The sequence below is a fragment of the Bradyrhizobium sediminis genome (assembly GCF_018736085.1).
Classification (GTDB): domain Bacteria; phylum Pseudomonadota; class Alphaproteobacteria; order Rhizobiales; family Xanthobacteraceae; genus Bradyrhizobium; species Bradyrhizobium sediminis.
Genome location: NZ_CP076134.1, coordinates 4624157 through 4638898 on the forward strand (window position 1 = coordinate 4624157; position 14742 = coordinate 4638898).

At 63.6% G+C, this 14742-nt stretch carries 18 protein-coding genes; 12 read left to right on the plus strand and 6 right to left on the minus strand.

The features are described from left to right. The first annotated feature begins 104 nt into the window (after window positions 1-104). Window positions 105-305, plus strand: coding sequence for a hypothetical protein (locus KMZ29_RS22220; RefSeq protein WP_215603381.1), 201 nt, complete (start codon window positions 105-107; stop codon window positions 303-305). A 20-nt stretch (window positions 306-325) separates the two neighbouring features. On the opposite strand, the gene pgm is transcribed toward KMZ29_RS22220, so the two are convergent. Next, the gene (gene pgm, locus KMZ29_RS22225; RefSeq protein WP_215621215.1) at window positions 326-1981 is read right to left on the minus strand and encodes a phosphoglucomutase (alpha-D-glucose-1,6-bisphosphate-dependent); all 1656 of its coding nucleotides are present in this window, start codon (window positions 1979-1981) and stop codon (window positions 326-328) included. 311 nt (window positions 1982-2292) lie between these two features. Between pgm and uvrB the strand changes: the two genes are divergently transcribed. From uvrB to KMZ29_RS26905, 10 genes are all read left to right on the plus strand, one after another. Next, window positions 2293-5475, plus strand: a complete 3183-nt coding sequence (gene uvrB, locus KMZ29_RS22230) for an excinuclease ABC subunit UvrB (RefSeq protein WP_215621216.1) — start codon at window positions 2293-2295, stop codon at window positions 5473-5475. Window positions 5476-5481: 6 nt separating this feature from the next. Beyond that, entirely contained in the window at window positions 5482-5679 is a 198-nt protein-coding gene (locus KMZ29_RS22235; RefSeq protein WP_215621217.1) for a hypothetical protein, read from the plus strand. After that, complete coding sequence (locus tag KMZ29_RS22240) at window positions 5679-5846, plus strand: hypothetical protein (protein ID WP_215621218.1); 168 nt, start codon at window positions 5679-5681, stop codon at window positions 5844-5846. Before KMZ29_RS22235 ends, KMZ29_RS22240 begins: the two co-directional genes overlap by 1 nt. A 674-nt stretch (window positions 5847-6520) precedes the next feature. Continuing rightward, the gene (locus KMZ29_RS22245; protein WP_215621219.1) at window positions 6521-6664 is read left to right on the plus strand and encodes a hypothetical protein; all 144 of its coding nucleotides are present in this window, start codon (window positions 6521-6523) and stop codon (window positions 6662-6664) included. A gap of 342 nt (window positions 6665-7006) precedes the next feature. Beyond that, complete coding sequence (locus KMZ29_RS22250) at window positions 7007-7456, plus strand: nuclear transport factor 2 family protein (RefSeq protein ID WP_215621220.1); 450 nt, start codon at window positions 7007-7009, stop codon at window positions 7454-7456. Between the two features lie 174 nt (window positions 7457-7630). Continuing rightward, entirely contained in the window at window positions 7631-7897 is a 267-nt protein-coding gene (locus KMZ29_RS22255; protein WP_215621221.1) for a hypothetical protein, read from the plus strand. A 172-nt stretch (window positions 7898-8069) separates the two neighbouring features. Then, a complete protein-coding gene (locus tag KMZ29_RS22260) occupies window positions 8070-8510 on the plus strand; it encodes a nuclear transport factor 2 family protein (protein WP_215621222.1) in 441 nt (146 codons plus the stop codon). Window positions 8511-8717: 207 nt separating this feature from the next. Beyond that, window positions 8718-9605 (plus strand): hypothetical protein, encoded by an 888-nt coding sequence (locus KMZ29_RS22265; protein WP_215621223.1) that lies wholly within the window; start codon window positions 8718-8720, stop codon window positions 9603-9605. Window positions 9606-9764: 159 nt separating this feature from the next. Then, complete coding sequence (locus KMZ29_RS22270) at window positions 9765-10178, plus strand: hypothetical protein (protein WP_215603390.1); 414 nt, start codon at window positions 9765-9767, stop codon at window positions 10176-10178. Window positions 10179-10321: 143 nt separating this feature from the next. Further along, window positions 10322-10456, plus strand: coding sequence for a hypothetical protein (locus tag KMZ29_RS26905; protein ID WP_256442491.1), 135 nt, complete (start codon window positions 10322-10324; stop codon window positions 10454-10456). A 27-nt stretch (window positions 10457-10483) separates the two neighbouring features. On the opposite strand, the gene KMZ29_RS22275 is transcribed toward KMZ29_RS26905, so the two are convergent. Together KMZ29_RS22275 and KMZ29_RS22280 are read right to left on the minus strand one after the other, a co-directional pair. Further along, entirely contained in the window at window positions 10484-10966 is a 483-nt protein-coding gene (locus KMZ29_RS22275) for a MaoC family dehydratase (RefSeq protein WP_215621224.1), read from the minus strand. Next, entirely contained in the window at window positions 10966-11430 is a 465-nt protein-coding gene (locus KMZ29_RS22280) for a MaoC family dehydratase (RefSeq protein ID WP_215621225.1), read from the minus strand. Before KMZ29_RS22280 ends, KMZ29_RS22275 begins: the two co-directional genes overlap by 1 nt. Window positions 11431-11632: 202 nt before the next feature. Between KMZ29_RS22280 and KMZ29_RS22285 the strand changes: the two genes are divergently transcribed. Beyond that, entirely contained in the window at window positions 11633-11926 is a 294-nt protein-coding gene (locus KMZ29_RS22285; protein ID WP_215603393.1) for a DUF4282 domain-containing protein, read from the plus strand. Window positions 11927-12054: 128 nt separating this feature from the next. Here KMZ29_RS22285 and ychF read toward each other — a convergent pair whose 3' ends face one another. The 3 genes from ychF to KMZ29_RS22300 all read right to left on the minus strand — a co-directional run bounded on the left by ychF (window position 12055) and on the right by KMZ29_RS22300 (window position 14653). After that, window positions 12055-13152, minus strand: coding sequence for a redox-regulated ATPase YchF (gene ychF / locus KMZ29_RS22290; protein WP_215621226.1), 1098 nt, complete (start codon window positions 13150-13152; stop codon window positions 12055-12057). A 130-nt stretch (window positions 13153-13282) separates the two neighbouring features. After that, on the minus strand, window positions 13283-13885 hold the full coding sequence (pth, locus tag KMZ29_RS22295) for an aminoacyl-tRNA hydrolase (protein WP_215603395.1): 603 nt from the start codon (window positions 13883-13885) through the stop codon (window positions 13283-13285). A 21-nt stretch (window positions 13886-13906) separates the two neighbouring features. Then, complete coding sequence (locus KMZ29_RS22300) at window positions 13907-14653, minus strand: 50S ribosomal protein L25/general stress protein Ctc (protein WP_215621227.1); 747 nt, start codon at window positions 14651-14653, stop codon at window positions 13907-13909. Window positions 14654-14742: the final 89 nt, after the last annotated feature.

The window sequence follows — 14742 nt, forward strand, 5'->3', positions numbered from 1 at the left end:
GATCGCCTCCGCCGATTCGAGATGATAAAGTGAATCATCAAGCACCCTCCGTGGCGAGGGGGTTCTTCAGCAGACTGCTAGTCCCTCCCCAAGACGAGTATTCCATGCTTGAATCCGAGTCCGAACGGGCCCCATCGGCTTCCGCGACGGTGCTGTCCGACTGTCCGCAGTGCGATGCCCCGCTGGCGGTTCTGCGCGTGATCGGCGGGCGGGCGGGGTCCGAATACTGGACCCTGCGATGCACGCGATGCGGCGGCATCCATCTCGATATCGTCAAACCCTCGCCTGCCTCCCGCGCGGTCTAGCCTTCCGCGCAAGCTCTCGCTCAGCCGCTCGCCCCAAATGCGCGTGCGATGGCGCGCTGGGCGTCGTCCTGGATCTGCCGCAGGTGCGCCTCGCTGCGAAAGCTCTCCGCATAGATCTTGTAGACGTCTTCGGTGCCCGACGGCCGCGCGGCAAACCATCCGCTGTCGGTGGTGACCTTGATGCCGCCGAACGGTTGACCGTTGCCGGGCGCCGCCGTGAGCGCCGATCGAACCGGATCCCCGGCCAGTTCCGCCATCGCGAGCTTTGCGGGCGACAGCGCCTTCAGCAGATTCTTCTGCGCCGAAGTGGCCGGCGCGTCGATCCGCCCGTAGAACGGCACGCCCAGTTCGCTCGTCAATTTGTCGAACAACTGGCTCGGATCGGATTTGGTCCGCGCGGTCATTTCGGCGGCCAGCAGTCCCAGGATCATGCCGTCCTTGTCGGTGGTCCATACCGATCCGTCCTTTCGCAGGAACGAGGCGCCGGCGCTTTCCTCGCCGGCGAATCCGAACGAGCCGTCACTGAGGCCGTCGACGAACCATTTGAAGCCGACCGGGGTTTCGACCAGCCGGCGGCCGAGCTTGTTCGCGACGCGGTCGATGATCGCGCTGGAGACGATGGTCTTGCCCACCGCGCTGTCCTTGCGCCATTGCGGGCGGTTCTCGAACAGATAGGCGATGGCGGCGGCGAGGTAATGGTTCGGGTTCATCAGCCCGTTCGAGCCGGTGACAATGCCGTGCCGGTCGGCGTCGGTGTCGTTGGCAAAGGCGACGTCGAACCTGTCGCGCATCCCGATCAGCCGCGCCATCGCATAGGGCGACGAGCAGTCCATCCGGATCTTGCCGTCCCAGTCCACCGTCATGAAGCGAAAGGTCGGATCCACCGCATCGCTGACGATGGTGGCCGCGATGGCGTAACGCTCGATGATCGGCTGCCAGTAGCGCACGCCGGCTCCCCCCAGGGGATCAATCCCGATCCTGACGCCGGAGGCGCGGATCGCCTCCATATCGAGGACATTGGCAAGGTCGGCGACATAGGGCCCGATATAGTCATGGCGGTGAACGCAGGACGATTTGCGCGCGCGGTCGTAGGGGATGCGCTTGACGCTCTTCAGCCCGTCCTCGAGAAAGCCGTTGGCGGCGCGCTCGATGCCTGAGGTGATGTCGGTGTCCGCCGGCCCGCCGTTGGGCGGATTGTATTTAAAACCGCCATCCTCGGGCGGATTATGCGACGGCGTCATCACGACGCCGTCGGCAAGACCGTTGTCGCGGCCCTTGTTGTAGGTGAGGATCGCGCGCGAGATCACCGGCGTCGGCGTATAGCCGTCGTGCTCGTCGAGCATGACCTCGATGCCGTTGGCCGCAAACACCTCGAGCGCGCTCGCCAGCGCCGGTTCCGCCAGCGCATGGGTATCGATGCCGACGAACATCGGCCCATCGATGCCGCTGCGCTTGCGATGGTCGCAAAGCGCCTGGCTGACGGCGAGGATATGCGCCTCGTTGAAGGCATGATTGAGCGCGGAACCGCGATGCCCCGAGGTGCCGAACGCCACCCGCTGTGCCGGCACCGACGGGTCGGGCCTGCCTGCGAAATAGGCGGTCACCAGCCGCGGCACATTCGCAAGCATCGATGGCTCGACGGTTTTGCCGGCAAGCGGATTGATTTCAGCAGCCACGTGGTCTCCTTCGGGTGATGTGCGGTGTGGCGGGCAATATGCGGTGAGGCATTGTAGGTGGATTGCGACTACGAACAAGGGACCGTCATCGGTCCCTTGTTCGTCATTGCGAGGAGCGCTTGCGACGAAGCAATCCAGTTTGCTTCACTATGGATTGCTTCGCGTTGCTCGCAATGACGTTGTGAGAGATTGCCCTATTCCACCCTTACCTTCCTCGGCCCGAAAAGCATATACCGCCAACTCCCGCCACCATGATCGGCCTTCGGCTTTTTGCCCTTTTATGTCCGCCGGACTCATCCCATATTCCCGCCATGGCGAAGAACCCAGACAATCCCAAAAAGCCCGGCAAAACCCCGAAATCGAAAGCGCACCGCCCCGACGTGCAGCCGATTGGCCCCGCGCTGGCGGAACTGCTCAATCCCGCGATCAATCGCGGCGATGCCGGTCTCGGCTCGGGCACCGGACTGCAGCCGCCACCGGACAATTCGAAAGACCGCCGCTCCGGCGGCGAGGCCGCGCTGCATCGCGCGCGGGCCTCGACGCGCGGCACCGGCGACGATGTGGCCAAGCGCGATGCGGCTCTCTCTAGCGCCGTGTCGCGTGGCTTGCCCCCACCCAACCCTCCCCCGCAAGCGGGGGAGGGCTCAAGGCCGCTAGCGCCGGGCGACGGCCGAAAAAAATTCGCTGCGGATTCGCAACCTGCGTCCCCTCTCCCGCTTGCGGGGGAGGGTCAGGGTGGGGGTCTCTCCGCACGGCAAGGCCTCGACGAATCCCCGCAAGCCAATTACGGCACCTCCGCCACCATCCCCACGCTCGATCCGGAACTGGCAAGACAACTCGGCTTCACCACCGAGGAGGAAGACCTCGCCGCGATGGCGCGGCCGCCGCGCAACAAGATGGAGGCGCTCGGCGTCGCCGCCACCGCGGATGCGCTGGAAGCGCTGATCCGCGAGGGCCGGCCCGAATTCAAGGGCGACGACGGCCAGGTCAAGGTCTGGACCCCGCATCGCCCGCCGCGACCGGAAAAGTCCGAAGGCGGCGTGCGCTTCGTCATCAAGTCCGAATACGAGCCGAAGGGCGACCAGCCGACCGCGATCAGGGAACTGGTCGAGGGCATCGCGCGCAACGACCGCACGCAAGTCTTGCTCGGCGTCACCGGAAGCGGCAAGACCTACACCATGGCCAAGGTGATCGAGGCCACGCAGCGCCCCGCCATCATCCTGGCGCCGAACAAGACGCTGGCCGCGCAGCTCTATGGCGAGTTCAAGAGCTTCTTCCCCGACAATGCGGTCGAGTATTTCGTTTCCTATTACGACTACTACCAGCCCGAGGCCTATGTGCCGCGGACCGACACTTATATCGAGAAGGACTCTTCGATCAACGAGCAGATCGACCGCATGCGCCACTCGGCGACGCGGGCGCTCTTGGAGCGCGACGACGTCATCATCGTCGCTTCGGTGTCGTGCATCTACGGTATCGGTTCGGTCGAGACCTACACCGCGATGACATTCGCGCTGAAGAAGGGCGAGCGCATCGACCAGCGGCAGTTGATCGCCGACCTCGTCGCGCTGCAATACAAACGCACCCAGGCCGATTTCACCCGCGGCACCTTCCGGGTGCGCGGCGACGTCATCGACATCTTTCCGGCGCATTATGAAGACCGCGCCTGGCGCGTGAACCTGTTCGGCGACACCGTCGAGAATATCGAGGAGTTCGACCCGCTCACCGGCCACCGGCAGGACGATCTCGAATTCATCAAGATCTACGCCAATTCGCACTATGTGACGCCGCGGCCGACCCTGGTGCAGGCGATCAAGTCGATCAAGTCGGAATTGAAGTGGCGGCTGGACCAGTTGCACGACCAGGGCCGCCTCCTGGAAGCGCAGCGGCTGGAGCAGCGCACCACCTTCGATCTCGAGATGATGGAAGCCACCGGAAGCTGCGCCGGTATCGAAAACTATTCGCGCTACCTCACCGGACGCCGCCCCGGCGAGCCGCCGCCGACGCTGTTCGAATATGTCCCCGACAACGCATTGGTGTTCGCCGACGAAAGCCACGTCACGGTGCCGCAGATCGGCGGCATGTTCAAAGGCGACTTCCGCCGCAAGGCGACCTTGGCCGAATACGGTTTCCGCCTGCCCTCCTGCATGGACAACCGGCCCTTGCGCTTCGAGGAATGGGACATGATGCGCCCGCAATCGGTCGCGGTGTCGGCGACGCCGGGCGGCTGGGAGCTCAACGAGTCCGGCGGCGTGTTCGTCGAGCAGGTGATCCGCCCCACCGGGCTGATCGATCCGCCCGTGGACATCCGCCCGGCCCGCACCCAGGTCGACGATCTCGTCGGCGAGGTCCGCGCCACCGCGCAGGCCGGCTATCGCTCGCTCGTCACCGTATTGACAAAACGGATGGCGGAAGACCTCACCGAATATCTGCACGAGCAGGGCATCCGCGTGCGCTACATGCACTCGGACATCGACACCATCGAGCGCATCGAGATCATCCGCGACCTCAGGCTCGGCGCGTTCGACGCGCTGGTCGGCATCAACCTGCTGCGCGAAGGCCTCGACATTCCCGAATGCGCGCTGGTTGCGATCCTCGACGCCGACAAGGAAGGTTTTCTGCGCAGCGAGACCTCGCTGATCCAGACCATCGGCCGCGCCGCGCGCAACGTCGACGGCAAGGTGATCCTCTATGCCGACCAGATCACCGGCTCGATGCAGCGCGCCATCGCCGAGACCGACCGCCGCCGCGAGAAGCAGGTCGAATACAACACCGCCCACGGCATCACGCCGGAGAGCATCAAGAAATCCATCGGCGACATCATGAACAGCGTCTATGAGCGCGACCATGTGCTGGTGGAGATCGGCGACGGCGGCATGGCTGATGACGTCATCTCGATCGGGCATAATTTCGAGACGGTGCTCGCCGACCTCGAAACCCGGATGCGCGAAGCCGCCGCCGACCTCAATTTCGAGGAAGCCGCAAGGCTGCGCGACGAAGTCAAACGCCTGCGCGCGACAGAACTCGCCGTGGTCGACGACCCCACCGCCAAGCAGCGCACGGTGCAGACCAGGGCCGGCGCCTACGCCGGCGCGAAGAAATACGGCGACGCAGCGAACCTGCCGGCCGGGGCGATGAAGAAGCGCGGCGCGGCGGGACGCGGGAGCGCCTCTTCTCCCTCGCCCCGTTCTTCACGGGGTCGAGACGAGCGAAGCTCGCTCTTAGAGGGTCGGGGTGAGGGGCATCCCTCCACGAGTCGCGGCCTCTCAAAAGTCCACAAACCCCATCTCGACGAAATGCACGGCCCCGAATCCCTGCCTTATCGCCCCACCCGCGCCCTCCCGCGCAAACCCTCGCTCGACGACACCGGCGCGGGCAGCGGCAGCAAAATCTTCCAGCCAACCGACTCGCGGCAATCCGGCCCCGAATTCGGCCCCTCCCCGCGCTCCAGCGGGGGCGCGCCCGGGCATCGGGGCGGGTGGAAGAAGCGGTAGGCGCCATTGTCCGATATCGGCATTCTGAACGACCCCATCAGCCAGATGTTCATCGCGCTGGTCTTTGGGGGCCCGGGCCTCCTGCTCGGAATTCCGGGCGCACTGCTGTGGAAGAAGCATCGTATCGCCGGCGCCTTCCTCGGCGCCGTCGGCGGCTTCATCATATGTCTGGTGGGGTGGATGATTTCCAAAGACATCATTTGATGCCTTTGCTTCGCGGGAAACCCATCGGGACGAAGGAAGTGTTCGGCAAACTGGCGCGCGGTGAAGCCTATGTCCCCGACGGTTACGAGAAGCAGGCGCGGTTCGTCGTCGACCTCGTGACGCGCAAGGTCGTTCCGGAGGCGGAGACAGGAAAGACCGCGCGCTAACGCCCACTACCGTCATTGCGAGCGCAGCGAAGCAATCCACTCTTTTCTTCGGGCGTCGAGATGGATTGCTTCGCTGCGCTCGCAATGACGGCGCGGCGACTGCCGGTGATTTGCCCGGCAGGCTCCCAAGGGCCTTTGAGCACGAACGGGCCCAGATCCAGCGATGGGCGGTTTGCGGACACAAGAGCGCGGAGTAAGCCGTAAAACCATTGCGCAGGGAAGGCCGGAGTGTCTCCGCTGAACCTGTATGCTCGTGTGCGTTTTCTCGTGCATTCATTGCACGAGACCGCGGGTGCAGCGCGCACCCGGCTTTCCCTGCGCCCTCTGAAAAGGAGGGCCGAGGAAATTCCTGGCAAACCTCGGGCGTATCGAGCCGCGAGATCGCGAAGCTGTGTCTGCGCATGCGCTGTTTGATATTCGAATCCGAAAACCCGTAGCCGGATGGAGCCCTTGCGAAATCCGGGGCCTCCGCCACAACCGTTCCCGGATTGCGCCACCCGCTCGGCGCGGACGCGCCGACCCGTCGGCTCCATCCGGGCTTCGAAGCTGCCAAGCGCCGCTACATCAGCGCGACACTCTCGTCATTGGACCCGCCGTCTGCATACAAACGCCCCTGGATTTGCTATTGCTTCGCTGGCGCCACAGCCTTTCAACCCGGCGCAGGGAGAAACGTCATGGCCAAGGGTCAGATGCGCAGCAATAAGGAAAAGAAGAAACCGAAGGCCGACAAGAACCTCAAGAAGGGCGGTGCGACGCCCTCGCCGTTCTCGTCCGGCAAGACGCCGGCCGGCCAGAGCCCCAACAGCCGCAAGAGCTGACGCCCGGATCCGGCGCCGCCCGGTCGAACGCTTCGCTTTTTTTGGATCATGCCCCCTTGCCCGGGGCATGATCCTTGTTCGAAGACCGCGTTTCCATTCCCCGGGCCTGGTCCGGAGCATGTTGTTCGGAATCATCCGCGCCTGCCGGGCGCGGCGGCGCCGCCCTCGCCTGAAGGCGCGGCCGCGACGGGCATTTCATAACAAATGCACCTATCGGTTGCATGAACTTTTTCCGATCCAGGCGCGTCAAACACCCGAAACTTTTTGCCGATTGATAACAGTGTAATTCCATTCACAATGGATTTTACGAATGCAATTCAGGCGAAGCACCGGCGGAGAAGAATGGTCGAGCATCTCAACCGGCAGCGCGTGCTGAATCTGCTCGACTCCTTCTACTCGGGCGACATCGAGGGCGCGCTGGCCCGCCTGAGCGACGACATCGATTACATCGCGGCCGCGCCGATCGATATCCTGCCGCATCTTGGCCACCGCCGCGGCAAGGCCGAAATCAGGAAGATGTGGCAGACCGTCCACGCCCGCTATTCCAGCATGCGCTACGAACTGCCTTACATCGTCGCCGAAGACGACAAGGTCGCGGTGCTGATCCGCGCGTTCTTCCGCAAGAGCGGCAGCGACCGCATCGTGCAGTTCGACATCGCGGTGTTCTACACCTTTCGCGACGGCGTGATCGCGCAGATCCGCGAGGTGATCGATTCCTTCGACCTGGTCCAACAGGTGCTGGAACGCGACGTCGCCGCCGTGCTGGCTGAAACCAAGCCCAAGAAAAACTGAACGCACCCGTCATTCCGGGATGGTCCAAAGGACCAGACCCGGAATCTCGAGATTCCGGGTTCGCGCTTCGCGCGTCCCGGAATGACGTCGTCGAGAGGCAATACGCATTGAACCTCGCGGCGCCCTGCCGCGACCAAGCACGAGGTTTTGCGGCCACACAAAGAAACCACATCCATGAAAATTGCGTTGCTCGTCCTGCTCGGTCTGCTGTTGGGAGCTTTGGGCGGCGCAGCGCTCGGGATCGGCGCCGGACTCGCCTGGGTCGAAATCTTCAAGACCACCAGTTTTGAAGGCTATAGCGGCATGCTGGTGTTCTTCACCTTCATGCCGCTGGGTGCGGCGATCGGCGGGATCGGCGGCGCCCTGCTGTTCGGGGTGATCGCGATTCGCGACGCCGAAATCGCCATCGAGCGGGAGCCTGCGCGGCGGCGCGAAAGGTAAACGGGCAGAACCCGCCGCATTTGTGCAATGCAAAAATATCCGTTGAGTTCTAGTCAAAATCTGGTATTTTTAATACCAACACTGAAGTGCAGCATCCAGGCCAAGCGTCGCGAATGACGCTCATTGTGGCCGTTTGCTGATTTTGTCGATTCAGATCAGGACGATACAGAAAATGACAGAGCACAGCCTCTGGCGTTTTTCGCGTGCGTTGCATCGCGCGATCAATGAACGCCGGTACGAAGACCTCGAGGCCTTGATCGACGAAGATGTCGACTGGGCGATCTATGGCCCGATCGACATGTTTCCCTTTCTCGGCGCGCGCCGCGGCAGGGAAGCCGTGATGGAAGTCATCAGGCAGATCGCGGAAAACGTCCGGGTCCACCGCTTCGATCGCGAGACGATCATGCTCGGGGAAGAATCGGCCTCCTCGATGCTGCGCTATTCGCTGACGGCGCTGGATTCGCTCAAGCCGATCAGCCTGCGGATCGCGCATTTCGCGCAATTCAGGGCCGGCCGGCTGTTCAACCTCCGGGTTCTCGTCGACACCTTCGATCTGGTGGAGCAGGCGCTCGGCCGTCCGATCCATCTGCCGAAGATGGCGTCGTTCGCCTGAGTTTATCGAACGAAACTGAACGTTGAAGTTCGTCATGCCCGGCCTTGTGCCGGGCATCCACGTCTTGACGGTCTGGCTGCAAACGTGGATGGCCGGGTCAAGCCCGGCCATGACGAACGACTCGCTCAGACTCTGAGATTAGCCCCGCCACAATTTTGCGCCGATCTGTCCGCATCAATGGCGCTCTGCATGCGGGCGGGGTTTTCCATGACACGACACAGGCTGGCTGTGCTGCTGATGCTGGCGGCGGGTGTCGGCATGGCGCCGGTGCTGCCGGCGCACGCGCAGGCGCTGCCATCGGACGACAATCCGGACGCGGTGGCGGAAACCGACGCTTCCGAGTCAACCGACGCCGACGTCAGGGAGCTCGAGCTGGACTGGAGCCAGCTCAATGTCGATGCCTCCACCCTGCCGCCGGGCCCGGCCGCGAAGGCGCGCCTTCCGAAAGCGGCCGGCGGCACCGATATGTCATGGACCGCGAAGGACAAGTCGAATGGCGCGGCTGCGGTGTCGGTGAAGCAGCCGCTGTTGCCGTTCTGGGATGCCCGGATCGGCGCCGATATGACCGTGGTCGACCAGCCCCAGACGCTGACGAGCGCGGATCTGCTGCGTCAGAAATTTTCCAGCGACGGCCAGCCGTCGCAATCCTCCGGGACCGCCTGGGCGGCGATCACCGCCCCTGGCGTCGGCTCGATCTGGGACAAGACCGCGATTGAGGCCCGCATCGATCCCTCGCAGGAGCAGGGCAAGCTCGGCACCTCCTTGACCAAGTCGCTGCCGCTCGGCGAGCAATATTTGCTCACCCTGCAGAACGGCTACAACGTGATCCAGCAGGGCATCGTGCCGGTGCCCGGCATCGCCGCGCACCCGGTGCGAAACTATGAGACCGAGCAATCGGCCAAGCTCTCCATCGCCGATACCGGCACCAGCCTGACCGCCGGCCAGTCGCTGTCGTCGACCGAGGACAAATGGCTTCGCAAGATCGGCGCCGAGCAGAAACTGTTCGGCGGCGTCACCATCAACGGCTCGATCGGCGAAACCGCGCTCGGCACCACGAACAAGAGTCTCACCGCGGGATTCAAGCGCAGCTGGTGAGGGCTGGCTCCGTCGTGCCCCCGCCGATCCCGGGAAAGATCGAGCATTGCCGCATATTGGCCGCGATGCGGTCAAAATCAGCGGCCCTCATGGCATCGTGAATTTCGTCGTGCGGGGGACAACCGCGCTTGGTAAACACGCGAAACAGGGGACTAACCGATGAACGCCAGCGTTCGTTCTGAAGCAATTGAATCAACTGAAGTCGATTCCAACCTCGCCGCCGTCTCGGAAGTCGAGGCCGGGATCCGCGACTTCGTCCGCAACGACGTCGCTTACCTGCGTCGTCCGCCGACACTCACGCCCGACGCCGCGCTGGAGCCGAGCACCGAGGCGACCGTCAACAACGTCAACTCGCTGATCCAGCGCGTCGCCGGCACGTCGCTTTCGGAAATCGAAAACCTGATCGCCGAACTCGAAAGCCTGCGCGACCTGTTGCACGCTGAAGGTCAGCGCGTGCAGCGCGAGATTTCCGGCTATGCGCAGCTCAGCCAGGCCGCGATGAAGTCGACGCGCATGATCGCCGACAATGTGACGCAGTGGAAGCGCGCCGCCGACGGGCTTCGCAACAGCTGATCCCCTGATATCCCGCACCTGATTGCCGCCGCCTCCCGTCCCCGGGAGCGCGGCGGTTTCATTTTGACCGCAACGGATTTGAACTCGCCGGGCCCGGGCCGCGACCAAGGGCCGGTACCATCTTGCGGCGGGGACAAACCTTCATGAAGAGCATTCGGCCAGATGCCACCGATCCGATTCCGCTGCGGAGTTCTCCGCACCGGATGGGCAACATCATGATCCGGTTTGTCGGGCTCTTGTTCCTGGCGGTGGTGGTGCTGGCGCTGGCCTGGCGCTGATCAAATCGCGAGGCGGGGTTTCATGATTCAGGAATTCGCATTCCGTCGCGGAACGAAGGCGGTCGCCAGCAGCGAATATACCAGTTCGCCGCGCTGGTTGGTGCCGGTGTGGCGGGCCTGCACGATGCCCCATTCCGGCCGCTTCTCGGAGGTCCGCAGCGATTCGATCTCGCTGGAGAAACTGATGGTGTCGCCGGCCAGCACCGGCCTGATCCACCGCAGTTCACGAAAGCCCGGCGACGGCCCCCAGACCGCGACCTTCTCGCCGCGCGCGGCGGCTTCCCTCGCCTGACTCTGGCCGTCAGTGACCAGGAGCTTCATGCACACCGACCCGACGTGCCAGCCCGACGCGGCCAACCCGCCGAACAGCGACTTCCTGCCTTCCTCCTCGTCGAGATGAAAGCGCTGCGGATCGAACTGCGCGGCGAATTTCTTGATTGCATCGGCGCTGAAGGTGAACGATCCCACCTCGCGCCGCTGCCCGACCTCCATGTCCTCGAAGAATCGCATCAGCCCGCCTGCCCCGCCGCAGAGTCGCGCCGACGCACGATGATCGGCGACATCCATTCGCACAATTGCAACCCGGCCGCGTTGCGCGCCACGGCCTTGAACGTCACGATGCCGGTCTCTGGCCGGCTGCGGGATACCCTCGCCTCCGCGACCTCGACATCCAGCGTGATGTCGTCGCCCGGCCGGAGCGGCGCCAGCCAGCGCAGTTCATTGACGCCTGGCGAGCCCAGCGACGCGGTGCGGCCGATGAAGCCGTCGAACATCATGCGCATGGTGATCGAGCACAGGTGCCAGCCCGAGGCCGAGAGCCCCTTCAGCATCGAGCGCGAGGCGGCCTCTTCGTCCAGGTGCATGGGTTGCGGGTCGAATTCCGCGGCAAAGGCAAGGACCTCCTCACGCGTAACGCGGCGCGGGCCGAATGTCCCGAAATGGCCGGGCGGAAAATCTTCGAAGCTGAGTGTCATGATGGGGGATTGCTGTGAGGGAAGCCTGATTGTGGCCGTTATTTGCGGCAATCTCAACCCGCCCGCCCGCATGGCTCGTGTTCTGCGGGCGAAGGCCGTACTTCGCTGCTGGTCCCTGATCTTGCCCCTGGCAACATTCGGGGCTAGCCCTATGCGGCAGGTTTGGACGTAGCTCATACTCGACGCGCCGGGAGAACGACCGATGTTTGAATTTCGGGATCTGTTTCAGTGGGACCGCTTCATCACGCCCACGATCATCAAGACCTTTTACTGGCTGGTGATCGGCTTGATTGCGCTGTTCGGCATCTCCGGCATTTTCTCAGGCCTGGCCGCGATGGCGATCAGCCCGTTCGGCGGATTCATCGTGCTGTTGTCCTCGATCGCCAGCGTCATCGTCGGGGTGATCTTTTCGCGCATCGCCGCGGAATTCATCCTGATCGTATTCCGCATCAACGAGCACCTCGGCGCGATCCGCGACCAGGGCCAGATGCATTAGGGCCCGCTTCCCGTCATTGCGAGCGAAGCGAAGCAATCCATAGCGCCGCAAAAAGAATGATTGCTTCGTCGCTTTGCTCCTCGCAATGACGGCGGTTGACAGCCCGGTTGATCTCCCGAATTCGAGGATCAGGTATTAAACCGGAAATGCATGACGTCGCCGTCGGCGACCACGTATTCCTTGCCTTCCAGCCGCAACTTGCCGGCGTCGCGCGCGCCGGCCTCACCGCCATACGTCACATAGTCGGTATAGGCGATGGTTTCGGCGCGAATGAAACCCTTTTCGAAGTCGGTATGAATGACGGCGGCCGCGGCGGGCGCCTTGGTGCCGCGGCGGATGGTCCAGGCCCGGGTCTCCTTCGGGCCCACGGTGAAATAGGTGATGAGGTCGAGCAACTGGTAGCCGGCGCGGATCAGCCGGTCGAGACCGGCTTCCTCCAGGCCAAGCGTTTCCAGAAACTCCGCGCGTTCCTCACGCGACAGCGTCGCAATTTCCGATTCGATCTTGGCAGAGATGGTGACGGCGACGGCGCCTTCCTTCTTGGCGTGTTCGGCAACGGCTTGCGAAAACTTGTTGCCCTTGGCCGCGGAGCCTTCCTCGACGTTGCAGACGTAGAGCACCGGCTTTGAAGTCAGCAATCCCAGCATGCCGAAGGCACGCTCTTCCTCCGGCTTGCGCTCGAGAAACCGCGCCGGCTTGCCTTCGCGCAGCAGCACCAGCGCGCGGTTGACGAGATCGAGCTGTTCCTTGGCATCCTTGTCGTTGCCCTTGGCCTTCTTGGTGAGGTTGTCGACCCGCTTTTCCAGGCTGTCGAGGTCGGCGAGCATCAATTCGGTCTCGATGGTCTCGATGTCAGCCAATGGCGCGATCTTGCCTTCGACATGGGTAATGTCGGAATCCTCGAAACAGCGCACCACATGCGCGACCGCGTCGACCTCGCGGATGGTGGCGAGAAACTGGTTGCCGAGGCCCTCGCCCTTCGACGCGCCGCGCACCAAACCCGCAATATCGACAAACGTCAGTCGGGTCGGAATGATCTGCGCCGACTTGCCGGCCTCGGCCAGCTTGTCGAGCCTGGGATCGGGCACCGCGACCTCGCCGACATTCGGCTCGATGGTGCAGAACGGATAGTTCGCCGCCTGCGCCGCCGCCGTCTCCGTCAGCGCGTTGAACAGCGTCGATTTGCCGACATTGGGCAAGCCGACGATACCGCATTTGAATCCCATAGTAGCGTCCGATCTTTCGCGCGACATCCGCAGCGAGTGAATGATTTGAGGCCGTCATACGCGGGCTTGACCCGCGTATCTATCTTCTTTGAAAGATGGATCGCCGGATCAGGTCCGGCGATGACGAGCGTTACTTTTCGCCTTCTCCCTTGTCGAAAAATCCCTTGGCCTGCAGCGCCAGATGCACCCGGTTCTGGAACGTCGAGTCCTTTTCGGTCGCGAGCAGTCCGGCGTTGTCGGCAATCGCCTGGCAGAGCGCCTCGACCCAGGGACGGTCGCTCTTGGCGAAATCCGACAGCACGTGGCCGTGCACCAGTTCCTTGATGCCGGGGTGGCCGATCCCCAGCCGCACGCGGCGATAGTCGTTGCCGATATGCGAGGAGATCGAACGCAGGCCGTTATGGCCGGCAATGCCGCCGCCGACCTTGACGCGCACCTTGCCCGGCGGCAGCTCGAGCTCATCCTGGAACACGATGATCTCGCCGGCCGCGATCTTGAAGAAATTCGCAGCCTCCTGAACCGCCCGTCCTGACTCGTTCATGAAGGTCGCGGGCTTGAGCAGAACGACGCGTTCGCGATCGAGCGTGCCTTCTGCGGTCTCGCCCTGAAAACGGCGGCGCCATGGTGCGAAACCATGACGCCGCGCGATTTCATCGACGACTGCGAAGCCGATGTTGTGCCGGTTATGCGCGTATTTCGCGCCGGGATTGCCGAGCCCAACAAACAGTCGCATGACGCGGCATCCCGCGTCCGGTTACTTCTTCTTGTCGCCGCCGCCAGCAGGCGCCTTCGCGCCGGCCGCCGGAGCCTTGGCACCTGCCGCGGGAGCGGCACCCGCCGCCGGAGCAGCGGCAGCGCCGGCCGCCGGAGCGGCACCGGGGGCGGCCGCAGCCGGACCGGCCGCAGCGGCAGCCGCTGCCTTGAGTTCTTCGGCGTAGCCGGACGGCGGCACGATGGTCACCAGCGTCACGTCCTCGCGCGACAGCGACTTCACGCCGGTCGGCAGCTTGACGTCGGACAGATGCAGCGAGTGGCTGATTTCCAGCTTGCTGACATCGGCTTCGATGTATTGCGGGATGTTATCGACCGAGCATTCCAGGTCGATGGAGTGGGTGACGATATTGACGGTGCCGCCGCGCTTCACGCCCGGCGCCGTTTCGGCGTTCTGGATGTGCAGGGGAACGCTGACGCGGATGGTGGCGCCTTCGCCGAGCCGCATGAAATCGACATGGATCGGAAAATCGCGCACCGGATCGAGATGGAAGTCGCGCGGAATCACGCGGTGCTTCTTGCCCTCGAGGTCGATGTCGTAAATCGTGGTGAGGAACCTGCCGGCCAGGATACGCTGGCGCAGTTCGGCGTCTTCGACCGAAATGGTCACGGGGGGCTGGTTGTTGCCATAGATCACTCCGGGCACTCTCCCGGCGCGACGCTCTGCCCGTGCGGCCCCCTTGCCGCCTGCCGGACGCGTGGTCGCCTTCAATTCCTTGACGGTCGCCATTTGGTGTAAGTCCTTGTTTTATAAAAAGTTAAAGGCCGCATCGCGGCCCGGTTGCCGCCGCAGCAAGCCTCCAGGGGTGCGGGGGCTGC